The 21,862-nt window shown below is 70.9% G+C and carries 20 protein-coding genes and 1 tRNA gene; 16 read left to right on the top strand and 5 right to left on the bottom strand.

All coding sequences use genetic code 11. From position 1 onward, the window contains the following. The 6 genes from EDD26_RS10835 (at position 1) to EDD26_RS10860 (ending at position 7,807) form a co-directional block, all read left to right on the top strand. Positions 1-1,692 (top strand): carboxyl transferase domain-containing protein, encoded by a 1,692-nt coding sequence (locus EDD26_RS10835; RefSeq protein WP_123697722.1) that lies wholly within the window; start codon positions 1-3, stop codon positions 1,690-1,692. Between the two features lie 5 nt (positions 1,693-1,697). Continuing rightward, entirely contained in the window at positions 1,698-3,632 is a 1,935-nt protein-coding gene (locus tag EDD26_RS10840) for an acetyl/propionyl/methylcrotonyl-CoA carboxylase subunit alpha (protein WP_123697723.1), read from the top strand. Next, positions 3,629-4,162, top strand: coding sequence for a MaoC family dehydratase (locus EDD26_RS10845; RefSeq protein ID WP_123697724.1), 534 nt, complete (start codon positions 3,629-3,631; stop codon positions 4,160-4,162). Before EDD26_RS10840 ends, EDD26_RS10845 begins: the two co-directional genes overlap by 4 nt. Before the next feature lie 2 nt (positions 4,163-4,164). Further along, the gene (locus EDD26_RS10850) at positions 4,165-5,025 is read left to right on the top strand and encodes an HpcH/HpaI aldolase/citrate lyase family protein (RefSeq protein WP_123698552.1); all 861 of its coding nucleotides are present in this window, start codon (positions 4,165-4,167) and stop codon (positions 5,023-5,025) included. A 53-nt stretch (positions 5,026-5,078) separates the two neighbouring features. Beyond that, positions 5,079-6,248, top strand: coding sequence for an acyl-CoA dehydrogenase family protein (locus EDD26_RS10855; RefSeq protein WP_425453460.1), 1,170 nt, complete (start codon positions 5,079-5,081; stop codon positions 6,246-6,248). 152 nt (positions 6,249-6,400) lie between these two features. Beyond that, entirely contained in the window at positions 6,401-7,807 is a 1,407-nt protein-coding gene (locus EDD26_RS10860; RefSeq protein ID WP_245989861.1) for a YibE/F family protein, read from the top strand. Here the strand turns inward: EDD26_RS10860 and EDD26_RS10865 are convergent. Together EDD26_RS10865 and EDD26_RS10870 are read right to left on the bottom strand one after the other, a co-directional pair. Continuing rightward, positions 7,804-8,514 (bottom strand): potassium channel family protein, encoded by a 711-nt coding sequence (locus EDD26_RS10865; protein WP_123697726.1) that lies wholly within the window; start codon positions 8,512-8,514, stop codon positions 7,804-7,806. The genes EDD26_RS10860 and EDD26_RS10865 overlap by 4 nt on opposite strands. Beyond that, positions 8,507-9,871 carry a TrkH family potassium uptake protein gene (locus tag EDD26_RS10870; RefSeq protein WP_245989862.1) on the bottom strand — a complete coding sequence of 455 codons (1,365 nt, stop codon included), beginning with the start codon at positions 9,869-9,871 and terminating at the stop codon, positions 8,507-8,509. The genes EDD26_RS10865 and EDD26_RS10870 overlap by 8 nt, the downstream gene beginning before the upstream one ends. 81 nt (positions 9,872-9,952) lie before the next feature. Here EDD26_RS10870 and EDD26_RS10875 point away from each other — a divergent pair. Together EDD26_RS10875 and EDD26_RS10880 are read left to right on the top strand one after the other, a co-directional pair. Continuing rightward, positions 9,953-10,028: transfer RNA gene (locus EDD26_RS10875), tRNA-Ala, on the top strand. Between the two features lie 278 nt (positions 10,029-10,306). Then, positions 10,307-10,990, top strand: a complete 684-nt coding sequence (locus EDD26_RS10880; protein ID WP_148058735.1) for a hypothetical protein — start codon at positions 10,307-10,309, stop codon at positions 10,988-10,990. Between the two features lie 632 nt (positions 10,991-11,622). Here EDD26_RS10880 and EDD26_RS10885 read toward each other — a convergent pair. After that, positions 11,623-12,156, bottom strand: coding sequence for a hypothetical protein (locus EDD26_RS10885; protein ID WP_123697728.1), 534 nt, complete (start codon positions 12,154-12,156; stop codon positions 11,623-11,625). Between the two features lie 118 nt (positions 12,157-12,274). Between EDD26_RS10885 and EDD26_RS10890 the strand changes: the two genes are divergently transcribed. The 3 genes from EDD26_RS10890 (at position 12,275) to EDD26_RS10900 (ending at position 13,722) form a co-directional block, all read left to right on the top strand. Further along, positions 12,275-12,502, top strand: a complete 228-nt coding sequence (locus tag EDD26_RS10890; RefSeq protein WP_148058736.1) for a hypothetical protein — start codon at positions 12,275-12,277, stop codon at positions 12,500-12,502. A gap of 346 nt (positions 12,503-12,848) precedes the next feature. Next, positions 12,849-13,304 (top strand): hypothetical protein, encoded by a 456-nt coding sequence (locus EDD26_RS10895; protein ID WP_123697730.1) that lies wholly within the window; start codon positions 12,849-12,851, stop codon positions 13,302-13,304. A 4-nt stretch (positions 13,305-13,308) separates the two neighbouring features. Next, the gene (locus tag EDD26_RS10900; RefSeq protein ID WP_123697731.1) at positions 13,309-13,722 is read left to right on the top strand and encodes a hypothetical protein; all 414 of its coding nucleotides are present in this window, start codon (positions 13,309-13,311) and stop codon (positions 13,720-13,722) included. Positions 13,723-13,741: 19 nt separating this feature from the next. Here the strand turns inward: EDD26_RS10900 and EDD26_RS10905 are convergent, their stop codons facing one another. Beyond that, entirely contained in the window at positions 13,742-14,269 is a 528-nt protein-coding gene (locus EDD26_RS10905; RefSeq protein WP_170165620.1) for a hypothetical protein, read from the bottom strand. A gap of 211 nt (positions 14,270-14,480) precedes the next feature. Between EDD26_RS10905 and EDD26_RS10910 the strand changes: the two genes are divergently transcribed. The 3 genes from EDD26_RS10910 to EDD26_RS10920 all read left to right on the top strand — a co-directional run bounded on the left by EDD26_RS10910 (position 14,481) and on the right by EDD26_RS10920 (position 18,477). Continuing rightward, on the top strand, positions 14,481-15,773 hold the full coding sequence (locus EDD26_RS10910; RefSeq protein ID WP_123697733.1) for a vanadium-dependent haloperoxidase: 1,293 nt from the start codon (positions 14,481-14,483) through the stop codon (positions 15,771-15,773). Positions 15,774-15,843: 70 nt separating this feature from the next. Beyond that, complete coding sequence (locus tag EDD26_RS10915) at positions 15,844-17,784, top strand: AfsR/SARP family transcriptional regulator (protein WP_123697734.1); 1,941 nt, start codon at positions 15,844-15,846, stop codon at positions 17,782-17,784. A gap of 99 nt (positions 17,785-17,883) precedes the next feature. Then, complete coding sequence (locus tag EDD26_RS10920; RefSeq protein WP_123697735.1) at positions 17,884-18,477, top strand: GNAT family N-acetyltransferase; 594 nt, start codon at positions 17,884-17,886, stop codon at positions 18,475-18,477. 41 nt (positions 18,478-18,518) lie between these two features. Here EDD26_RS10920 and EDD26_RS10925 read toward each other — a convergent pair whose 3' ends face one another. Then, positions 18,519-20,150 carry a ribonuclease J gene (locus EDD26_RS10925; RefSeq protein WP_211333856.1) on the bottom strand — a complete coding sequence of 544 codons (1,632 nt, stop codon included), beginning with the start codon at positions 20,148-20,150 and terminating at the stop codon, positions 18,519-18,521. Positions 20,151-20,531: 381 nt separating this feature from the next. On the opposite strand from EDD26_RS10925, the gene EDD26_RS10930 reads away from it, so the two are divergent. Together EDD26_RS10930 and EDD26_RS10935 are read left to right on the top strand one after the other, a co-directional pair. Next, positions 20,532-20,915: a hypothetical protein gene (locus EDD26_RS10930; protein WP_123697737.1), complete on the top strand. Its 384-nt coding sequence runs from the start codon at positions 20,532-20,534 to the stop codon at positions 20,913-20,915. Positions 20,916-21,038: 123 nt separating this feature from the next. Continuing rightward, a complete protein-coding gene (locus tag EDD26_RS10935; protein ID WP_123697738.1) occupies positions 21,039-21,821 on the top strand; it encodes an alpha/beta fold hydrolase in 783 nt (260 codons plus the stop codon). Positions 21,822-21,862 lie beyond the last annotated feature (41 nt).

The raw sequence follows: 21,862 nt of genomic DNA on the forward strand, positions 1-21,862 counted from the left end.
ATGCACCGGCTCCCGACCCACGTCGATCCCGGCGGCGACGCCGCCCGCACGAACCGCGCCGCGATGGAGGCGCTCGTCGCTGAGCTGCGCGAGCGGCTCGACCGCGTCGCGCTCGGCGGACCCGAGGCGTCGCGCGAGCGGCACGTCGCGCGCGGCAAGCTGTTGGCCCGCGACCGCATCGACGCGCTGCTCGACCCGGGCAGCCCGTTCCTCGAGGTCGCGCCGCTCGCGGCGTGGGGCGTCTACGGCAAGGACGTCGATGGCACCGGCGGTCAGGATGCGCCGTCGGCGGGCGTCGTCGCCGGCATCGGCCTCGTGCACGGCCGACACGTGATGGTGATCGCGAACGACGCGACCGTCAAGGGCGGCACCTACTTCCCGCTCACGGTGAAGAAGCACCTGCGCGCGCAGCAGATCGCTCGCGAGAACCGCCTGCCCTGCATCGCGCTCGTCGATTCGGGCGGCGCCTTCCTGCCGATGCAGGACGAGGTCTTCCCCGACCGCGAGCACTTCGGCCGCATCTTCTTCAACCAGGCGCAGATGTCGGCCCTCGGGATCCCGCAGCTCGCGGCCGTCATGGGCTCGTCGACCGCCGGCGGCGCCTACGTGCCGGCGATGAGCGACGAGACGGTGATCGTGCGCGACCAGGGCACGATCTTCCTCGGCGGCCCGCCGCTCGTGAAGGCGGCGACCGGTGAGGTGATCGACGCCGAGTCGCTCGGCGGCGGCGTGCTGCACGCCGAGATCTCGGGCGTCGTCGACCACCTCGCCGACGACGACGAGCACGCGCTCGAGATCCTGCGCGACATGGTCGAGGCGCTGCCCGACAGCGACCGCGGCCTCCCCTGCGCCGTGCCGTCTTCGACGCGGTCGTTCGGGGTGCTCTCGGCCACGCCGCTCGCCGCCGACGACGACGACGAGATCGCGCCTGCCGTCGATCCCGCGACGCTCTACGACGCCATCCCGCCCGACCTGCAGACGCCCTACGACGCCCGCGAGATCATCGCGCGCATCGTGGACCGCAGCGCGTTCCACGAGTTCAAGGCCGGCTACGGCGAGACGCTCGTCACCGGCTTCGCCGAGCTGCACGGGCACACGGTCGGCATCATCGCGAACAACGGCGTGCTCTTCTCGGAGTCGGCGATGAAGGGCGCGCACTTCATCGAGCTGTGCGACCAGCGCGGCGTGCCGCTCGTCTTCCTGCAGAACATCACCGGCTTCATGGTCGGCTCGGAGGCCGAGCGCGGCGGCATCGCCAAGCACGGCGCGAAGATGGTCACCGCGGTGGCGACGACGCGCGTGCCGAAGCTCACGGTCGTCGTCGGCGGCTCGTTCGGCGCCGGCACCTACTCGATGTGCGGCCGCGCCTACGACCCCAGGTTCCTGTGGCTGTGGCCGAACGCGCGTGTGAGCGTCATGGGCGGGCCGCAGGCCGCATCCGTGCTCTCCACCGTCAAGCGCGAGCAGATCGAAGGCGCGGGCGACGAGTGGTCGGCCGAGGCGCAGGCCGACTTCGAGCGCCCGGTGCGCGAGCAGTACGAGACCCAGGGCAACCCCTACTACGCCTCCGCCAGGCTCTGGGACGACGGCGTCATCGACCCCGCAGACACGCGCCGGATCCTCGGGATGGCGCTCGACGTCGTCACCGCGGTGCCGCTGCCCGAGCCGCGCTTCGGCGTGTTCAGGATGTGAGCGCCATGGCATCGCAGATGTTCGACACCGTCCTCGTCGCCAACCGCGGCGAGATCGCCAAGCGCATCGCGCGCACGCTCGACGAGCTGGGCATCCGCTCGGTCGCCGTGCGCGCCGAGGACGACCCCTCGCCCCACCACCTGCGGTTCAGCGAGGTCGTCTCGCTCGGCTCCGGTCCGCTTCGCGACACCTATCTGTCGATCGAGAAGATCATCCAGGCGGCGCGCGACACCGGCGCGCAGGCGATCCACCCGGGCTACGGCTTCCTCTCCGAGAACGCCGCGTTCGCGCAGGCCTGCGCGGATGCCGGCATCGTCTTCATGGGACCGCCCGCCTCGGCGATCGAGACGATGGGCGACAAGATCTCCGCCCGCCATGCGGTCGAGTCGCGCGGCGTCGCGACCGTGCCGGGCATCGCGGAGCCTGGACTCGACGACGCGGCACTCATCGCCGGTGCCGAGCGCGTCGGCTTCCCCGTGCTCATCAAGCCCGCTGCCGGCGGCGGCGGCAAGGGCATGTACCGCGTCGACGAGGCCGCCGGCCTGCCGTCGGCGCTCGCCGCCGCCCGGCGCGAGGCCGCGTCGTCGTTCGGCGACGACACGCTCTTCATCGAGCGCTTCGTGACGAACCCGCGCCACATCGAGGTGCAGGTGCTCGCCGACGCGCACGGGAACGTCATCCACCTCGGCGAGCGCGAGTGCTCGCTGCAGCGCCGCCACCAGAAGGTCATCGAGGAGGCGCCGAGCCCGCTCCTCACCGAGGCGCAGCGCGCGTCCATCGGCGCGGCCGCCGTCGAGACGGCCCGCTCCGTCGGCTACGTCGGCGCCGGCACGGTCGAGTTCATCGTCGCGGCCGACCGCCCGGACGAGCCGTTCTTCATGGAGATGAACACGCGCCTGCAGGTCGAGCACCCCGTGACCGAGATGGTCACCGGCGTCGACCTCGTCGAGCAGCAGCTGCGCGTCGCGGCGGGCGAGCCGCTCGCGATCGCGCAGGACGATGTGCACCTCACAGGGCACGCGATCGAGGCGCGCATCTACGCCGAGGATCCGGCGGCAGGCTTCCTGCCGACCGGTGGCACGGTGCTCGACCTCACCTGGCCGTTCGACAGCGACGGGCACGGCGGCATCCGCGTCGACGACGGCGTGGGCGTGGGCACCGAGGTCGGTTCGAGCTACGACCCGATGATCGCGAAGGTGATCGCCCACGCCCCCACGCGGGACGCGGCCCTCGAGCGGCTGCGTGGCGCGCTCGCCGAGACCAGCATCCTCGGGGTCGTCACGAACCGCGGATTCTTGCGCGCGCTGCTCGATGAGCCGAGCGTGCGCGCAGGCGACCTCGACACCGGCTTCATCGACAGGGAGGGCGAGCGGATCGCCTCGGTGCGGATCCCCAGCGACGTGCTGGCGATGGCAGCAGCCGACCCGATGGCCCTGCTGCCCTACGTCCTGGGCGCCTGGCGGCCGGACGGCTGGCGCATCGGCGGAGCGGTCGGGCGACGTGTCCGCCTCCGTGACGGCGACGGGCTGGCCGCGGTGCAGGTGCTCGGCGACCGATGCATCGTCACTCGGGCTGACGGCCAGGTCGACCAGGTCGCGACCCGGCGAGATGCGCCGATCCTGCGGACCGACGATGGCACGTGGGTCAGCACGCAGGAGGGCGACTGGCTCGTCGAGGCGCCCCCGCGCATCCGCCGCGGCCGCGGTCCCGCGCAGCCGACCCTCGCATCCCCGATGCCGGGCACCGTCGTGGCCGCGCACGCCGCTGACGGCGACTCGGTCGCGGAGGGGCAGGCGATCGTGAGCGTCGAGGCCATGAAGATGGAGCACGTGCTGCGCGCACCCGTCGCCGGCACCGTGCGCCTGCACGCCGCCGTCGGTGAGCAGGTGACGCGCGGGCAGGAGCTCGCGACCGTGACCCCCGAGGAGGCAGCGGCATGACCGACGAGACGACCGCGGCAGCGCCCGCGACCGAGCCCGCGCCCGAGCCCGCCGCGCGGCGCATCACCCAGCGAGGGCTCTGGTTCGACGAGCTCGAGGAGGGCGTGGTCTACGAGCACCGTCCCGGCCGCACGATGACCGAGACCGACAACGTGCTCTTCACGACGCTGACGATGAACACGCAACCGCTGCACCTCGACCGCGCGTACAGCGCGACGACCGAGTTCGGCGAGCCGCTCGTCAACTCGATGCACACGCTCGCGACCATGGTCGGCCTGTCGGTCGGGCAGCTCACCCAGGGCACGATCGTCGCGAACCTCGGGTTCAGCGAGGTGACGTTCCCGGCGCCGGTGCGCCACGGCGACACGATCTACTGCGAGACGCGCGTGCTCGAGAAGCGCGTGTCCCGGTCGCGGCCGGGCCAGGGCATCGCCACCTTCGAGCACCTCGCGCGCAACCAGCACGGCGAGGTCGTCGCGAAGGCCGTGCGGCAGGTGCTCATGCAGGCCGACCCGGAGGGGGCGTCGTGAGCATGCTCTCCTCGAAGCAGCTGGGCATGGGTCCGGCGCTGCTGTTCTGCCCGGGCGACAGGCCCGACCGCTTCGAGAAGGCGGCCGATCGCGCCGACGCGGTGATCCTCGACCTCGAGGATGCCGTCGGCAGCGACGCGAAGGCCGCCGCCCGCGACGCGATCGTCGCTGCCCGGCTCGACGTCGACCGCACCATCGTCAGGGTGAGCGCCGCCACCGCCCGCGGCTTCGACGACGACCTCACCGCGGTCGCCGACTCTCCGTTCCGCACCGTGATGCTCGCCAAGGCCGAGTCGGTCGACGAGGTCGACCGCGTCGTCGCGGCGCTGCCCGGCGTGCGCGTGGTCGCGCTGTGCGAGACGGCGCGCGGCGTGCTCGAAGCCGAAGCACTCGCCGCCCACCCATCGGTGGTCGGCATGATGTGGGGCGCGGAGGACCTCGTCGCCTCGCTCGGCGGCACGTCGAGCCGCGACGACGCCGGCGCCTACCGCGAGGTCGCCGCCCACGCCCGCAGCCGCATCCTGCTCGCCGCCGGAGCCTTCGGCGTCACCGCGATCGACGCCATCCGGACCGACATCGCCGATCTCGACGGCGCGCACGCCGAGGCGGTGGATGCCGCGGCATCCGGCTTCGGCGCGAAGGCCGCGATCCACCCGAACCACGTCGAGCCCTACCGCCGCGCCTTCGCGCCGACGGCCGCGCAGCTCGACGAGGCGCAGCGCATCCTCGCTGCCGCCGAGACCACGCCAGGCGTCTTCTCCTTCGAGGGACGCATGGTCGACGAACCGATCCTCCGACACGCCAGAAGCGTCGTCGCCCGGGGATCGTCCGCAGCCACCACCACGAATGGGAGCACGCCATGACCACCACGGCACTGAACCGCCCCGCAGCCGACGAGGTCGTCGACGGCACCGAGATGCTGAGCCCCGAGCACCAGGAGCTCGCCCGCACCGTCCGCCGCTTCGCCGACGAGGTCGTCGCGCCCGCGAGCTACGAGTACGACACCGCGCGCCGCCTGCCGATGGAGATCATCGCGCAGATGGGCAAGATGGGCCTGTTCGGCCTGCCGATCCCGGTCGAGTACGGCGGGCAGGGCAAGGACTACATGTCGCTGTGCGTCGCCGTCGAGCAGCTCGGCCGCGTCGACCAGTCGATCGCGGTCACGCTCGAGGCGGGCCTCGGGCTCGGAGCGATGCCGATCTACCGCTTCGGCACCGAGGAGCAGAAGCGCACCTACCTGCCGGCGCTCGCGCGCGGCGAGGCGCTCGCCGCCTTCGGCCTCACCGAGGCGCAGGCCGGCAGCGACGCCGGCGCGACGCAGACGACCGCCGTGCTCGAGGACGGCTGGTGGCGCATCGACGGCACGAAGCAGTACATCACCAACTCCGGCACCCCGATCACCTCCGTGGTGACGGTCACGTGCGTCACCGGCCGCAAGGTGGGCAAGGACGGCCAGGAGAAGCCCGAGCTGTCGACGATCATCGTGCCGACGCCGATCGACGGCTTCACCGCGCTGCCGGCCTACGACAAGATCGGCTGGAACACCTCCGACACGCACCCGCTCGTCTTCGACAACGTGCGCGTGCCCGAGGGCAACCTGCTCGGCGCGCGGGGCAAGGGCTTCTCGAACTTCTTGTCGGTGCTCGACGAGGGCCGCGTCGCGTTCGCGGCGCTGTGCGTCGGCGCCGCGCAGGGCTGCCTCGAGCAGGCGATCGAGCGGGCGAAGACGCGCGTCGTCTTCGGCCGGCCGATCGGCGACAACCAGCACATCGCGTTCACGATCGCGCGGATGCGCTCGCGCGTCCACGCGGCGCGTGCGGTCATGCACGACGCGGCTCGCCGCATCGACCAGGGCCTGCCCTTCACCGAGCAGGCGTCGCTCGCCAAGCTCATCGGCTCCGAGGCGGCGGTCGCGAACGCGAACGACGCGACGCAGATCTGGGGCGGCGCGGGCTTCATGAACGAGAACGTGGTGGCCAGGCACCTGCGCGACTGCCGCATCCTCACCCTCGGCGAGGGCTCGACCGAGGTGCAGCTCGCGATCATCGCCCGCTCGCTCGGCTTCGAGAAGTCGTTCGGCGCCTGACCCGCGTGCCCGTTGAGGGTTTGCGTCCGAGGTGAGGGCCACCCGGACGCAAACCCTCAACGCGCGGGCGAGCGCGCCGCCCGGCCGCCGCGCCGTTGATAGCCTGCGCGCGCCGAGCGGACAGCGGGGGAGACGGCGTGGGGCGAGAGCGCATGGACGGGGACGACGAGCGAGGCGACGGCTACCGCAACGAGCGGCATCGCGCTCGTGGAGGTCGCGGCCCGCTCGACTCGCCGGACTGGCACGGCGACGACGACGACGAGCCGATCCACGCCTGGGGCGGCGAGCGTCGCTCGCGGAGCGTCGCCGCGCGCGATGAGGCCGCGACCGGTCACGGCATCCTGCGCGCCGATGCCGACGCCCACGCCGGAACCGGCGGTCATGGCCACGGACACGGACACGGACACGGCCACGGCGGCGGCACGGTGCAGCCCGTCAGCCGCCGATCGCGGATGGTGCTCTGGCTGATCCTCGCACCGCTGCTGCTCGCGACGCTTGGCGGCCTGGTCGCTCTGTGGCCGCAAGCCGACGCGATGCCCGAGCGGATGTCGTACCTGGGCGAGGGTGCGAGCGTGCTGCAGGCGACCGCGATCGGCGCCGCGAACCCCGACACCTCGCTGGTCGCGGCGCAGCTGGACGACGGGTCGCTCGTCGAGGTCGTGATGTCGCCCGAGGCGGTCGCCGAGGTGGGACCCGGCGACCGGATGCGCGTCTTCGACATCCCGGAGGCCGAGGGATTCGGCACCTCCTACGTGTTCGTCGACTTCGCCCGCGAGGTGCCGCTGCTGCTGCTCGCCGCCGCGTTCGTGCTCGTCGTCGTGCTCGTCGCCCGGTGGCGCGGCCTCGCGGCGATCGTCGGGCTCGCCGGCGCCTTCGCGACCATCTGGGGCTTCGCGCTGCCCGCGCTGCTCTCCGGACGGCCGGCGCTGCCGGTCGCGCTCGTCACCGCGTCGATCGTGATGTTCATCGTGCTCTACGTGGCGCACGGCTTCACGACGCGCACGACGACGGCGCTGCTCGGCACGATGTTCGGCCTCGCGCTCACCGCGACGCTGGCCTGGATCGCGACCGGCTCGTCGCGCATCCTCGGCACGAGCACCGAGGAGTCGCGGCTGCTCTTCACCCAGACCACGGTCGACCTCTCCGACGTGTTCGTCTGCGGGTTGATCCTGGCGGGCATGGGCGTGCTCAACGACGTCACGATCACGCAGGCGTCGGCCGTCTGGGAGCTGCGCGCCGTCGCGCCAGGCGCGACCCGGCGGGAGCTCTTCTCGCGCGCGATGCGCATCGGCCGCGACCACATCGCGTCGACCGTCTACACGATCGCCTTCGCCTACGTCGGTGCCGCCCTGCCGCTGCTGCTCGTGCTGTCGCTGACGGATGCGCCGCTCGACCTGCAGCTCACCACAGGCGAGGTGGTGGAGGAGATCGTGCGCACGCTGGTCGGATCGATCGGCCTGGTGCTGGCGATCCCCGCGACGACGGCCATCGCGGCGCTCGTCGTGCCGGGTGCCGCCGACGACGCAGCGGTTCGGCCCGCTTCGAGCGGCGGCCGCTAGGCCTTCGCGCGCAGCTTCGCCGCGGAGGCCGCGAACGCCTCGACCTTCGGCGTCGGGCCGTGCACGAGCAGGATGTCGTCGCGCTCGAAACGGATCTCGACCGTCGAGAGGATCCAGGAGCCCTCGCGCTTCACGGCGCCGATGCCGACGCCGTGCTTGGCCTGCAGTCCCAGCTCGCGCAGCGGCACGCCCAGCAACGGCAGGGGCGCCTCGAGCAGCACCGCGGCGTAGCCGGCCTCGACCTCGATGAAGTCCTCGAGCGCGCCCCGCACCATGTGCGCGACGCGCCGGCCCATGTCGGCCTCCGGGCGCACCACGTGCTTCACGCCGAGCTGGTCGAGGATCAGCGCGTGCCGCTCGTCGAGCGCCTTCGCCCACACCTCACGGACGCCCAGGCGCAGCAGCTGGCTCGTCACCAGGATGTTGGCGGTCACGTCGGTGCCGATCGCCACGACGACGCGGTCGAAGTCGGCCACGCCCAGCTGCTCGAGCAGCTCCGGCTTGGTGGCGTCGCCCGTGACGGCGGCCGTGAGCCGACCGTTGAGCCCCTGGACGACCTCCTCGTCGGCGTCGATGCCGAGCACCTCGGTGCCGTGCGCCATGAGCTCGAGCGAGAGCGACGTGCCGAAGCGGCCGAGGCCGACGACGGCGACCGAGGAGGCCGATCCGATGGTGCTCGGATCGAACGGATTGCGGAGCCTAGCCAATGATGGGCCTTTCCTTCGGCAGCTCGAACGCGAGCCTGCGGGGTCGGAGGGCGAGCGTCGTGGCGACCGTGATGGGCCCGACGCGGCCGATGAACATGAGCACGATGAGGATCAGCTGGCTCGGCGTGCCGATGGATGCCGTGATGCCGGTCGAGAGGCCGACGGTGCCGAACGCCGAGATGACCTCGAAGAGCACGCGGTCGTGGTCGACGTCGGTGAGGTGCATGATCGCGAGGGTCGCGACGAAGCACAGGCCGACCGACAGCAGCGCGATGGTGATCGCCTCACGGTGCACGGCGCGCGAGAGCCGCTTGCCGAAGAGCGTCACGGTGGGGTCGCCGCGGACCTCGGCGATGATGATCGCCGCCAGCACGCCGAAGGTGGTGATCTTGATGCCGCCGGCGGTGCCGGCCGGTCCGGCGCCGATGAACATGAGCACATCCATCACGAGCAGCGTCTCCGGGTGGAACGTGCCGATGTCGAGCGCGTTGAAGCCCGAGGTGCGCGTCTGCACGGAGTGGAAGAACGCCTCGAGGATGCGCACGCCCGTCGGGTGTGCGCCGAGCGACGCAGGATTGGCCCACTCGAGCACCGCGATCGCGACGGTGCCCAGGGTGAGGAGGGCCACCGTGCCGACTAGCACGAGCCACGTGTGCATCGAGAACCGGCGGGGGTTCGGCGCGTGCTTGAGGACCTGCATGATGACGGGGAAGCCGAGGCCGCCGACGATGGTCGCGCCGGCGAGCGGCAGCAGGATCCAGGGATCGTCGACGAAGCCCATGAGGTTGTCGCTGAAGAGCGCGAAGCCGGCGTTGTTGTAGCTCGAGACCGCGTGGAACACGCCGAGCCACAGCGCGTGCAGGGGATCCTCGCCGCGGCCGAGCCAGAACCGCAGCCACAGGATGACGGCGACGGTGCCCTCGACGACGAGCGCGATGCGCAGGATGCTCACGATCAGCTTGCGCAGCCCGCCGATCCCGGTCGCGTGCGCCTCCTGCGCGGTCGTCAGCCGAGAGCCGAGGCTCAGGCGCTTGACGACGGCGATGCCGATGAGGCTCGCGAACACCATCACGCCGAGGCCGCCGAGCTGGATGAGCAGCAGGATGACGACCTGGCCGAAGGGCGTCCAGTACAGCGCCGTGTCGACGACCGTGAGGCCGGTCACGCACGCCGCGGAGACCGCGGTGAACAGCGCCTCGATCCAGCTGGCGCCGCCCGGGCCCTGCTTCGACATCGGCAGCATGAGCAGTGCCCAACCGGTGAGGTTGAGCACGACGAAGCCGGTGAAGATTCGACGAGCGGGATGCTGGCGTTGCCAGAAGTGGGTGAGCCCCCGTTGGGGACGCGTGGCGTGCACGAGCGACGACTATACGCCCGCCGATGTGACTTCCCGTCCCAACGTGTTGTAGAGTTATCTGGTTGCTCCGAGAGCAGCAGAGGGTCTGTGGCGCAGCTGGTAGCGCACCTGCATGGCATGCAGGGGGTCGGGGGTTCGAGTCCCCCCAGATCCACCAAAACCCCCCGCACAGCGGGGGGTTTTAGTGCATCTAGAGCGCGTCGGACCAGGTCGGTCGCCGCCTTTGGGCGCGGGTGCGGTCCTCGTCGCGGTGCCGATCATGCGGCTTGCGTGCGAGCGGAGCCGAACGGCGCGACTGGCACACAGGTGCCTCCGGAAATCGTTCACGGCCCGTAGCTGCTGCTGAGCGTCATTCGGCGCATCGTCACCGCCACCGTTGGCGACTCCGTGCCGCCCGCGAGTGGCCGCCATCGCCAAGTGCGATACTCGGCCCTGATGAGAAGGCGGAACAACGCCGCAGCTCGCGAGCGCTGCGAGCACAACGGGGTGGCCGGCGCCGCGCCCTACAGAGCCTTCGCTCTTATCGCGATCGCGGCAGCCATGACTGTCGTGAGCTTCGGAGCATCGGCCGTTGTGTCTGGCGAGGCGCAGTGGGCCTTCACCTTGGTCGCGATTGCGACATGCAGTCTTGTAGTCGCATCGGCCGGGATATCCGCGTTCGCGGTCGCCCAACATCGGCGCCTGGCGCGGTTGCGATCCAGTTTCCCGGAGGCGCTGGTGATACCCGCATACTCGAGCGACACGGTGCTCATCGGCGCTCAACGCCGCGGCGATCCTGTGCCACCCGGCTACGTTGCCGCCTTGCCGATCCTTGTGGTCTCGAGAGGCCGCCTGGATGTGTGGAGTGGCTGGTCGGCGACGCGCATCGCGATGTCTGTCACCGGCAGTCAGATCGAGGCGGTGACGATGGGGAGAACAACGCTCGGCAGCGGTTACGCGCCATGGACGATCGATGTGCGGCTCAAAGGTGGGTCCGGACCGTCGTTGGCGTTCGCGCCGATGAGCGAGGACTGGCTCTACGGGGCATACCTATCCGCAGCGGGGGTGGACGAATGTGCCCACGCGGTGCGATCGCGCTTTGGCGCGTCGGAGCGAAACGAGACGCCCCGGTTGGACTGATGCTCGAGAAGGCGCGCCGACCACCATGCAGCGGGGAGCCTAGGAAAGCGGCCCGAGCTTCAGATGTTCCAGGAGAGACCCGGCTAGAGATGCGCCCGCACGGTCGCGCGCACGGCGTCGTCGACGTGCACCGGCCTCTTGCCGGGCTCCTCGATTTCGAGGGAGGCGATCTCTGCGAGGAGCGTCTCATCACCGGGTCGAACAGTCGCGCGTACTCGGCTATCAGTGGCGGCAGTGGGGACGGGGCGTTAGCGAGCGGAGTCAGCGACGCCGGTGTCGCACGAGAAGGATTGCACCGTAGATCGCGACCCCCACGCCTGTGACGATGGCGGGCCAGGCGGTCATCGCTACGGTGCCGCGGCTGGAGCTGATCACGTTGTCCGCACCCAAGGCCTCGAGCATCCACCAGCCGCCCGCCGCAAGCACGGTCCCCCAGCAAGCAAGAAGACGGCCGCCCGCAGCGGATTCTGCCGAGGCTTCGAAGACCGCATCATTGCTCTTATCGTTCGCACGGCATCGACAGGAGTGTTACGGATCAGGCTCGCGGATTGCGAGGCGTGGGTGAACTTAATGGACCCGAAGGGGCGCCCAAGTAGCTCGACGCTCGACGAGCCGCGCAAACCACCACTCGCTCAGGCGCGCTTGGTCCAGTCCGCCAGGAGGGTCCGAATTGTCACCTCGTACTGGCTGCGGTCGAAGACGACGGTGCGAGGTGGCGGGTTCGGGAACAACCCACCGATCGCCCCGTCCTCGCGCGCAATGTCGCGCCATTCGGCGGTGTTGGTCGTGAACGCGACGTCCGCGGTGATCGCTCCGCACCCGAGGCCGCCGCACTGAGCGCAGAAGAGGAGCGCAACTCGACCCTCGTCGAACGCTACCTCTCGGTGCCGTCGCGTCCGCTCGCCGAGCAGTGCCCGCAAGCTCGCCTCAATCATCTTGACGTCGCGGTCGGTCTCGTTCAACCAAGTCGTCTCGAACCGGGGGTCGTCGTCATCCGCGAACCAGTCACCGATCGCTTCGCCGTCGACGGTCCAATCGAGGTACCGGCTCGCGGGAACATCGACCGGCGTCCAACGGCGCAGCAATCCCGTCGGGCGGTACTCCCTTCGCGGCGAGCGCGCCCACTGCACGCCCAGCGTCTGCGTTGTCTGGGGGATCGCCCGCATGGCTCGACACTAGATGGACGGGCTGCCGTTGCGCGCCTCGAGGCACTACGACGGGACGCCGTTCCTCAAGAAGGCGTGCGAACCACCATTGCTCGAGCGCGCGTGTAACACTGTGCGCGTGGACAGCGGGTCGGGCTCGCGGAAATCCGGCCCTCTGGCATGGCTCTTGATCGCCGGCTGGGCGTGTATCGCCATCGCGACCTTCGGCACACCGGGTGCTACGTGGCGGTACGTCGTGACTGCGCTGGCGCTGCTCCTCATGCTGATCGGTGCGGTGATGTGGTGGTTGGCGGATCGCCGCAAGCGTCGTTCGCGCGACGATGAAGCTCCCATCGGGGGTGGCTGAGCTATATGACCCGATGCTGTCTCGTACAGCCCCCACCGGCTTCACCGGGAGCGGCGTGCAAGACGGGCGCTGCTTGCTGAACGGTGCCACGGCCTGGATCGCCTCGAATCGGGGGAGCGGCTCGCGTGCGAGCGCAGCCTCGGCTCGGAGCGATCGGATCGGCTCCGCATTGGAGCGGGAGTGCATCTCGCTTGAGCACGCCGTCGGAGAGCGCCGGGCGCTCCGCTCGGTACGCACCGACGGACGGCTGTCGATGTAGAGGAATGATCGCCTTTCATGCGACACTCCACACGGAGCGACGAGCATCAGCGCGGCCGCCCGAGCCCGCCTGCACGAAAGGCCGCCCATGCGCCGCATCCTCGCCTCGCTCACGGTCGCCGCCGCGATGGCGGCGGCGCTCACCGGATGCGTCATCGCTCCTCCTGGACTCGACTCGGGATGGGTGAGCTACGACGGCTCGTACGGACCTGCCGACGACCCGGCCTACGACGAGTTCGATGCCGAGGCCGAGGAGCAGTGGCAGGAGGAGAACCGCGAGTGGCAGCTCGACTTCGCCGAGGAGGTGGCGGAGGAGCTGCGCGCCGCCGGCTCGCAGCTGCCGCCTGCCGAGGGCGAGTCGCTCGAGCAGTTCCGGCACCTCGTCGTCGGCGTCGGCTACGAGTGGTGCGACCGGCTGTACGTCGACGAGAGCCTCGAGGGCGATGCGGTCGAGCACGGGGAGATGGCGGATCGGTACGGCTGGTCGCCCGAGGAGTACCGCATCCTCGCCGAGGAGGCAGAGCTGGCGCTCTGCGCGTACTGACGCCATGGACGCGATCGCGATCGCGCAGCTCGTGCTGCGCGTCCTGCTCGCCGCGGCGTTCGTGGCGTTCGGGCTCTCGCACCGTTGGTGGCGAGTGCAGAAGACGCTCATCGAGACGGTGATCCCGAGTGCGCTCATCGGGGCTGCAGATGGCGCGGCAGCGAGTCGTCGAGCCATGGCGATCGCGAACGGGCTCCTCGCGGCCAGCGTCATCGGCGGCCTCGCGCTCCTGGCACCGTGGGAGCTGGTGCGCCTCAGCGCCGGCATCGCTCTCGCTGCACTCGTCCTCACCGTCGCCGTCGTCCGGTTCCTCGACTCCCGAGCGTTCTGGAGCGAGCCCGCGTTCCGCGGTGAGCTCGTGCTCGACTGGACCGTCTCGGCGGCGGTGCCCGCCCTCATCGTCATCTCCGTGCTCTAGCGAGGAGGTGTGATGCCTCTTAGGGAGCCATCTCGCACACCTGGTCCGCGGGCACGACGTGCATCGCGATGAGCGTCTCCACCTCGCCGGAGCCATCGCTGCCCCGGAACGACAGCGATATCCCGTCGGCTGAGCCGCTCGCGCCCGGGTCGACACGCACCCCGATCAGCGTCACGGACGACTCAGCCCTGGCGATGCTCTGGGGCAGCGCGATCGCGCTAGGCCCGAAGCGGTCGTAGTCGCCCCCCACGATGTGCGCGTCGGTGTCGTCCATCGCGCGCAGCTCGAGTCCGATCAGCTCCATGCCGGCTGCGCCCACCAGCCCTGCGTCGCTGACCTCGACGTCGGAGCCCGACACATTCTGGATCGTGCTGATCCCGAACACTGCTCGCCCCTCGTCGTCAGCGGGCGAGCAGACCGCAGTTCCAGCGTCATCGAGAGCGACGACCGCTCCACTGCCGGCGCAGCCCGCCTGCGTCGCCGCCGCGAGCAGAGCAGCAGTGACCCTGACGGCCGACCGAGGCGTGGTCATCAGGGCTTGGAGCATCGTGTCGCGCTCCGCGTGTGTAGCTCCATCGCGGCTCCTTTCCAAGGTGCTGGCGAACGGTTGCACGGTGAGCGGCCGCGAGTCAACGGATCGTCGTTCGTTCGTGCGAGCGCTGCGAGCGCCGCCGGGCCTGATACCGCGCTGATACCGTTGCGTGACAGAACGGTCATCCCATCTGACGGGCTGCAGCCCGACGCCCCAGGGAGATGACATGCGATCCAAGACTTCGCGGATGGCGGTGCTGCTCGCACCCCTCCTCGTGACGATGTCCGTCGTCGGGATGGCGGGCCCGACCACCGGCGGCCACGGACACGACGAGTCCGGCCCACCGGATGCATCCGTCGCGAGCTGGGATGCCGTCGGCACGCAGGCGTTCACGGCCGCCGCGCTCTCTCCGGCCGAAGGGCACACCATCTTCGGGTACGTGGCGGTCGCCGTCTACGACTCGGTGATGGCCGTCGAGGGCGGGTACGAGCCGTTCCTCGTCGACGCGGATGCGCCCGACGGTGCCTCCACGGAGGCGGCGGTCGCCGCCGCTGCGAGGGGCGTGCTGAGCCACTACCTGCCGGGTCAGTCCGCGACGATCGTGGAACCTGCCTACGCCGCAGCGCTGGCCGCGATCCCGGACGGGACCGCTGAGAACGACGGCGTGGCGATCGGCGCCGAGGTCGCGGCCGCTGTGATCGCCGCGCGAGCCGACGACGGCTTCCGGGCTCCGGTCACCTACACACCGCCGGACCCGCCGATCCCGGGGGTCTGGCTGCCGACCGCGCTGACGCCTCCGGTGGGTACGTACCTGGGTCTCATGGATCCCTTCGCGCTCGCCTCGGCCGACCAGTTCCGGCCCGCCGGCCCGCCCGACCTGAGCAGCGCGGAGTGGGCTCGCGAGTACGACGAGGTCCGTGAGATCGGCTCGAGCGCCAGCACGACGCGCACCGAGGAGCAGACCCTGGCGGCGAGGTTCTGGGCAGAAGCGCCCGTCCAGCAGGCGCGCGGCGCGTTCCGCAGCTTCGTGCTCGAGCATGAGCTCGACGTCGTCGATGCTGCACGGTTCCTCGCGATGATGTCGGTGACGTACGCGGACGCGCTGATGGCCTGCCTCGACGCCAAGTACCACTACGCGTTCTGGCGCCCGGTCACGGCCATCCGAGCCGGCGACACCGACGGCAACGCCGCGACCGTGGGTGATCCGTCGTGGTCATCGCTGCTCCCGGCGACGCCGAACCACCCGGAGTATCCGAGCGCGCACTCGTGCATCACGCCCGCCGCGGGGTGGGTGGTCGCGCGGTTCCTGCACACGTCGCGGATCGACTTCACGATCCCCAGTCTGACCGGGCTCGGTGACCGCACGTTCGAACGGCCGTCCGACCTGACCTACGAGGCGACGAACGCCCGCATCTGGGGCGGCATCCACTTCCGCTCGGCCGTGGAGGACGGCACCGACATCAGCAAGCGGGTGACGCACTGGGTGCTCGCCCATCACTTCCACCCGTCGAACGGCTGAGCACGCCGGCGCTCGTCGGCGCGGCATCCGCCGTCTTGACGGAGGGTCTCGGCAGGGTCACAGTGGCGCCATGGAGGTGCGCGTCCTCGGAGCGCTGACCCTCGACGACGGCCGCATCGCGTTGGCGCGGAGGGATCGAGCGGTGATGGGTGCGCTCGCCGTCCGGCTGGGTGCCTCTGCCTCGGTCGAGTCGCTCGCGGCGGCGCTGTGGGGCGACCACCGCCCGGCTTCGTGGACGCACGTGATCGCCGGGTGCATCATGCGGCTGCGGCGACGCATCGAGCCTGCGCGCATCGAGACCACCGCGCGCGGGTATCGGCTGCTGCCGGAGCACCTCGAGGTCGACGCCGCGTGGTTCGAGCTGCTCGCGGCGAGGGGCACGGAGCAGCTGGCTGTCGGCGAGCCGGAGCGCGCGGCGCACACCTTCGCGGAGGCGCTCGCCCTGTGGCGGGGCGAGCCGTTCGTCGAGCTCCCCGACTGGCAGCCGGCGCAGATCGCGTCCGGTCGCCTCGATGAGATGCGGCTCAGCGTCGAGGAGCTGCTCCTCGACGCGCAGCTGCAGGCGGGGGAGGTGCAGGAGGTCGCCACGTCGGCGTGCGCCCGCGTGGCCGAGGCGCCGCTCCGGGAGCGCCGCTGGGTGATCCTCGCCGTGGCGCAGTATCGCCAGGGTCGGCAGGCGGATGCGCTGGGCACCGTGCGCAAGGCTCGGCGGCTGCTCGTCGCGGAGCTCGGGCTCGAACCGTGCACGGAGCTCGCCGACCTGGAGGCGGCCATCCTCCGACAGGATCCTCACCTCCTGTCGGAGCATGTGCTCCGGAGTGCGAACCCGGAGTGCCCGTACTTCGGTCCGGACCCCGCGGGGACCGGCGACGCCGAGCGCTACGTCGGTCGGGAGCAGGAGGTGGCCGCAGCGGTGCGGACGCTCGACGAGCACGGCATGCTGCTCGTCTCCGGGCCATCGGGCGTCGGCACGTCGTCGTTCGTCAGGGCCGGGATCGGCGCGCAGCTGCTGGCACGCGGCGTCGAGGTCGCCATCGTGACGCCGGGGGAGCATCCGGCCGACGCGCTTCGCGAGGTCGGACTCACGATCGGGCCATCGCTCCTCATCGTCGACCAGTGCGAGCGGGCGTTCGCTGTAGAGGATCCCGACGAGCTCGACGAGTTCTTCGCCCTCCTGTCGCGCATCGCGCTCGCCGGGATGCTGGTCGTCGCGATGCGCGCCGACCGCCTCGGGAGCCTCGCCCTTCGCGACGGGTTCGCGCAGACCATCCCGTCGCACCTGCTGATGCTCGCTCCGCTGGACCCAGCCCGGCTGCGGGCCGTGGTCGAGCAGCCCGCCGAGCGGGCTGGGCTGATCCTCGAGCCTGGGCTCGTCGAGATCCTCCTCCGAGACGCCACGGGGCGAGCGCTGCCGCTGCTCTCACACGCCCTGTGCGAGGTCTGGGCGCGTCGCGAGGGCCGCGTGCTGACCGTCGATGGCTACCGGGCGTCCGGTGAGATCGACGGTGCCGTCGCGACGGTCGCAGAAGGGGTGCTCGCCGCCCTCTCGACCCGCGAGGCGCTCCTGCTGCGCGACATCCTGCTCCGCCTGGTCGAGGTGACGGCCGACGGCACGGTGCTCGCGCGCCGGGTCGAGCGCTCACGGATCGCGATCGACGACGCCCATGCGCGGATCGTCGATCGGCTCGTGGATGCGCGCCTGCTCACGACCGATGAGGAGACGGTGCAGCTGTCGCACGACGGGCTCGCTCGCGCGTGGCCGCGGCTCAGGGACTGGCTCGCGGACGATGTCGAGGGGCAGCGGATCATGCGCCACCTGGGCGCCACCGCCGACGGCTGGGACGCCATGGGTCGACCCGACAGCGAGGTCTACCGCGGCGGCAGGCTGACGACCGCCCGGCGCTGGCAGGCCGCGGCCCATCCCGCGCTCACCGCGGTCGAGCGCGCGTTCCTCGACGCCTCGACGGCGCATCAGACCGCAGGACTCGTCGCCGCGCAGACGCTGCCCTAGCCCTGATAGCCGCGGCGGATCTCGAGGTAGTTCGCGCCGAGCCGGCCGGGTACGGTGAGGTCCGCGCACGGTCCGGGGACCGGCAGAGGGCAGGCAGCGATGGCCACGACGACGGCGCATGTGATCAAGCCGCTGACGCCGGAGACGTATCCGGCATGGCTCGCGCTCGCGCAGAAGCACAACGGGGTCTGGGGCGGGTGCTACTGCTCGTACTTCCACGGCGATACGGACCTCACCGTGAAGCGCGAGCACGACGGGCCGACGTTCAAGCAGCGACTCGTCGCGGAGGGCGTCGCTCACGCAGCCCTCGTCTTCGACGGCGACGACGCGATCGCCTGGTGCCAGTACGGCAGCCCGGCCGAGCTGCCGGGCATCTACCACCGCAAGCAGTACGACGCGGGGGAGACGAGGCCGGCGCCGTGGCGCATCACCTGCTTCTTCGTCGACCGCGACCACCGACGCTCTGGCGTCGCTCGGGAGGCCCTGGATGGCGCGCTCGCGCTGATCGCGCAGGCGGGTGGAGGCGAGGTCGTCTCGTTCCCCAACGAGCTCGTCGCCGGCAAGCGGACGTCGTCGTCGTTCCTCCACAACGGCACCCGGGCGATGTTCGAGCAGGCGGGCTTCACCTTCGAGCGGCACATCGGCAAGAGCAAGACGGTGATGCGGAAGACGGTGCCGCCCGCCAGCGGCTGACGCGCGCGGGAGGGCCGCCGCCAACCGTCAGCGGCGGGGGCTCACTCCTCCACGACGATGGTCGTGATCACCGGGTTGCGGCGGTGCCGACGCGACAGCCAGCGCCCCAGGGTGCGGGTGATGAGCGTCTCGACGTCCTCGCGGTTGCGCGACGTCGACTCGGCAGCGCTCCGCAGCGCATCCTCGATCGTCTTCGCCGCCGTCTTCTCCCAGCCGGCCTCCTCGACGAAGCCACGGCTGAAGAACTCCAGCGGCTCGGTCAGCCGGCCCGAGGCGTGCTCCATGATGGCGAGCACCGTGATGGTGCCCTCCTCGGCGAGCACGCGCCGGTCGGTGAGGGCGGCCTCGGTGGCGACACCCATCGTGGTGCCATCGACGAGGATGTGATCGGCGGCGACGCGGCCGCTGATGCGGGCGCTCCCGGCGACGAGATCGATCGAGACGCCGTCCTCGACGACGAAGACCTGCTTCTCGTCGATGCCGGTCCGCATCGCGATCGCGGCGTTGGCCGTGAGGTGCCGCCACTCGCCGTGCACGGGCAGCACCGCGGTCGGTCGGAGGATGTTGTAGCAGTACGCGAGCTCGCCGGCGCTGGCGTGCCCGGAGACGTGCACCTTCGCGTTGCCCTTGTGCACGACGTTCGCGCCCCACCGCGTGAACGCGTTGATGATCCGGTAGATCGCGTTCTCGTTGCCGGGGATGAGCGAGCTGGCGAGCAGGACGGTGTCGCCCTCGCCGATGTCGATGACGTGGTCCTTGTTGGCCATGCGCGACAGCGCCGCCATCGGCTCGCCCTGCGACCCCGTGCAGATGAGCACGATGTCGGTCGCGGGCAGCTTCTCGAGGGCCTTCATCTCGACGACGAGACCGTCAGGGATGCGCAGGTAGCCGAGATCGGCGGCGATGCCCATGTTGCGCACCATCGACCTGCCGACGAACCCGACCTTGCGGCCATGGCGCTCGGCGGCGTCGAGGATCTGCTGGATGCGGTGCACGTGGCTGGCGAAGCTCGAGACGACGATGCGACGGGGAGCGGTGCGGAACACCTGGTCGATCGCCGGAGCCAGGTCCTCCTCCGGGATCATGAAGCCGGGCACGTCGGCGTTCGTCGAGTCGACGAGGAACAGGTCGACGCCCTCGTCGCCCAGCCGCGCGAATCCGGGCAGGTCGGTCGTGCGCCCGTCGAGGGGGAACTGGTCCATCTTGAAGTCGCCGGTGTGGAGCACGAGGCCGGCCGCCGTGCGGATCGCGACGGCGAGCCCGTCGGGGATCGAGTGGCTGACGGCGAGGAACTCGAGGTCGAACGGGCCCGCATCGATCCGATCGCCCTCCCGCACCTGGCGCGTCTGCGGCTTGATGCGGTGCTCCTCGAGCTTCGCGGTGATGAAGGCGAGCGTCAGCTTCGAGGCGATGATGGGGATGTCGGCGCGCTCGCGCAGCAGGTAGGGCACGCCGCCGATGTGGTCCTCGTGGCCGTGCGTGAGCACGATCCCGACGACATCGGCCAACCGGGACCGGATGGCCGAGAAGTCGGGCAGGATCACGTCGATGCCCGGCTGGTGCTCCTCGGGGAAGAGCACGCCGCAGTCGACGATGAGCAACTTGCCCTCGTGCTCGAAGACGGTCATGTTGCGGCCGATCTCGCCGAGCCCACCCAGGGGTGTGATCCGCATCGCCCCCTTCTTCAGGGCTGCGGGAGCGGGGAGCTCGAGATGGTGTCGCGCGGGCTTGGCGGTTCTGGCGTTTCGCATGGGATCGTTCCTTGGAAGTTCGTGGTGCGTGAGGGGGAGCGCGGTGCGCTCAGGGCCCGTGATGCTTCGGACGGGCGGATGCTGGATGAGCCAGGATCGCCGGGCCCGGTGGTGCGGAGCGCTTGGGGCAGCCGCTCGCAGCCACGGAGGACGACGGTCGAAGCGCTGAACAGGGCGAGGCCGTGCTGCCGTCTCCGTGGATCAGTCTAGGTGCATCCGCCCGCCGCGCCTGGAGCGGGGCTGCTGGACGCGGTCAAGGATCGCGATTCCCGTCCGCCGACGCGAGGGCTCCGAACACTCTCGGTGAGCCTCGGAACCTTCAACGACAACCGGACCCTACCCATCGAGCTGCTGCGCGGCGACATCGAGCCCGGCCTCGACGCCCGGGCGGCCGCGCGAAGCCTCGAGCGGCACCGCGCCGCCCATGCGGAGGCGCTGCAGCACGCGCGCAACTGGGTCGAGCGAGAGGTGCTCCTGCACAAGTCAGCGGTCCTCGAGAGCGAGCTGCTCTACGTCATCGCTCGGCTGCGGCACCTCGACGCCATCCATGGTGAGCTGGTGCGCGGCCGCTTCATCGCCGACGACCCGCACGTGCAGGGCACGGCGGCGGTCGCGGTGCGCTTCTCGCTCACCGAGCTCGTCGCCAGCAGCACGTCGGCGCAGCAGGACGGGGTGCGCGCGGCCTAGCAGCGGGCGTCGATCCGCAGCGCCGTGCGACTGCTGCATCGCCGGCGGGCTCGGCGACGTCGCAGGCGGATCGGCTTGCGGTGGCCGAGGACGCCGACGCCCGAGGGGTATAGCGTTCCCGGCATGACGTTGCACCATGTGAGACGCGGAAGCGGCAGCCCGCTGTTGCTCGTGCACGGTCTGGGCGCAGGATGGCGATCGTGGTCCCCGATCATCGACGACCTGGCAGCGCACCGTGAGGTGATCGCTGTCGATCTGCCAGGATTCGGCGAGACGCCACCGTTGACCGGCGAGGTCTCCATCGCGACCCTGACCGACTCCGTCGCGGACTTCATCCGCGACCAGGGTCTGGAAGGGGTCGCCACGGCCGGCCAATCGATGGGCGGCAGGATCGTTCTCGAGCTCGCGCGCCGGGGAGTCGGCGGCGATGCCGTGGCTTTGAACCCGGGCGGCTTCTGGAGCGACCGCGAGCTCCTCGTCTTCGGCGCGACGCTGCGGCCGTCGATCGCTCTGGTCCGGGCGCTGCGCGGCATGTTGCCATCACTGCTCGGGACCTCGGCGGGCAGGACGATCCTGTTGTCGCAGTTCTCGGCGCGGCCCTGGGCGCTCGACCTCGAGACCGTGCTGCCGGACGTGCGCGGGCTGGCGGACGCTCCGGCCACCGGCGCCGCCATGGACGCTCTGACCAAGGGGCCCAAGCAACAGGGCGCCCCCGCAGGCTCAGTGCCCGGTCGAGTCACGATCGGTTGGGGGCGTCGTGACTTGGTGACGGTGCCGAAGCAGGCTGCGCGCGCAGCGGCACGCTTCCCCGACGCGGTGCTGCACTGGTTCGAGCGATGCGGTCATTTCCCACAGTGGGACGCACCGCACGAAGCGACCCAATTGATCCTCAGCAGCACCGACTGAGACTGGCTGTCCCGCCGGGCACCGAAGCAACGGGTGCCCGG

It is taken from the genome of Agrococcus jenensis, assembly GCF_003752465.1.
Lineage (GTDB): Bacteria > Actinomycetota > Actinomycetes > Actinomycetales > Microbacteriaceae > Agrococcus > Agrococcus jenensis.

What these genes read in the sequence shown, in the direction of transcription:
- EDD26_RS10835 (WP_123697722.1), top strand. Translation starts at nt 1, where the DNA reads ATGCACCGGCTCCCGACCCACGTCGATCCCGGCGGCGACGCCGCCCGC.
- EDD26_RS10840 (WP_123697723.1), top strand. Translation starts at nt 1,698, where the DNA reads ATGGCATCGCAGATGTTCGACACCGTCCTCGTCGCCAACCGCGGCGAG.
- EDD26_RS10845 (WP_123697724.1), top strand. Translation starts at nt 3,629, where the DNA reads ATGACCGACGAGACGACCGCGGCAGCGCCCGCGACCGAGCCCGCGCCC.
- EDD26_RS10850 (WP_123698552.1), top strand. Translation starts at nt 4,165, where the DNA reads ATGCTCTCCTCGAAGCAGCTGGGCATGGGTCCGGCGCTGCTGTTCTGC.
- EDD26_RS10855 (WP_425453460.1), top strand. Translation starts at nt 5,079, where the DNA reads ATGCTGAGCCCCGAGCACCAGGAGCTCGCCCGCACCGTCCGCCGCTTC.
- EDD26_RS10860 (WP_245989861.1), top strand. Translation starts at nt 6,401, where the DNA reads ATGGACGGGGACGACGAGCGAGGCGACGGCTACCGCAACGAGCGGCAT.
- EDD26_RS10880 (WP_148058735.1), top strand. Translation starts at nt 10,307, where the DNA reads ATGAGAAGGCGGAACAACGCCGCAGCTCGCGAGCGCTGCGAGCACAAC.
- EDD26_RS10885 (WP_123697728.1), bottom strand. Translation starts at nt 12,156, where the DNA reads ATGCGGGCGATCCCCCAGACAACGCAGACGCTGGGCGTGCAGTGGGCG.
- EDD26_RS10895 (WP_123697730.1), top strand. Translation starts at nt 12,849, where the DNA reads ATGCGCCGCATCCTCGCCTCGCTCACGGTCGCCGCCGCGATGGCGGCG.
- EDD26_RS10900 (WP_123697731.1), top strand. Translation starts at nt 13,309, where the DNA reads ATGGACGCGATCGCGATCGCGCAGCTCGTGCTGCGCGTCCTGCTCGCC.
- EDD26_RS10905 (WP_170165620.1), bottom strand. Translation starts at nt 14,269, where the DNA reads ATGCTCCAAGCCCTGATGACCACGCCTCGGTCGGCCGTCAGGGTCACT.
- EDD26_RS10910 (WP_123697733.1), top strand. Translation starts at nt 14,481, where the DNA reads ATGCGATCCAAGACTTCGCGGATGGCGGTGCTGCTCGCACCCCTCCTC.
- EDD26_RS10915 (WP_123697734.1), top strand. Translation starts at nt 15,844, where the DNA reads ATGGAGGTGCGCGTCCTCGGAGCGCTGACCCTCGACGACGGCCGCATC.
- EDD26_RS10920 (WP_123697735.1), top strand. Translation starts at nt 17,884, where the DNA reads ATGGCCACGACGACGGCGCATGTGATCAAGCCGCTGACGCCGGAGACG.
- EDD26_RS10925 (WP_211333856.1), bottom strand. Translation starts at nt 20,150, where the DNA reads ATGCGGATCACACCCCTGGGTGGGCTCGGCGAGATCGGCCGCAACATG.
- EDD26_RS10935 (WP_123697738.1), top strand. Translation starts at nt 21,039, where the DNA reads ATGACGTTGCACCATGTGAGACGCGGAAGCGGCAGCCCGCTGTTGCTC.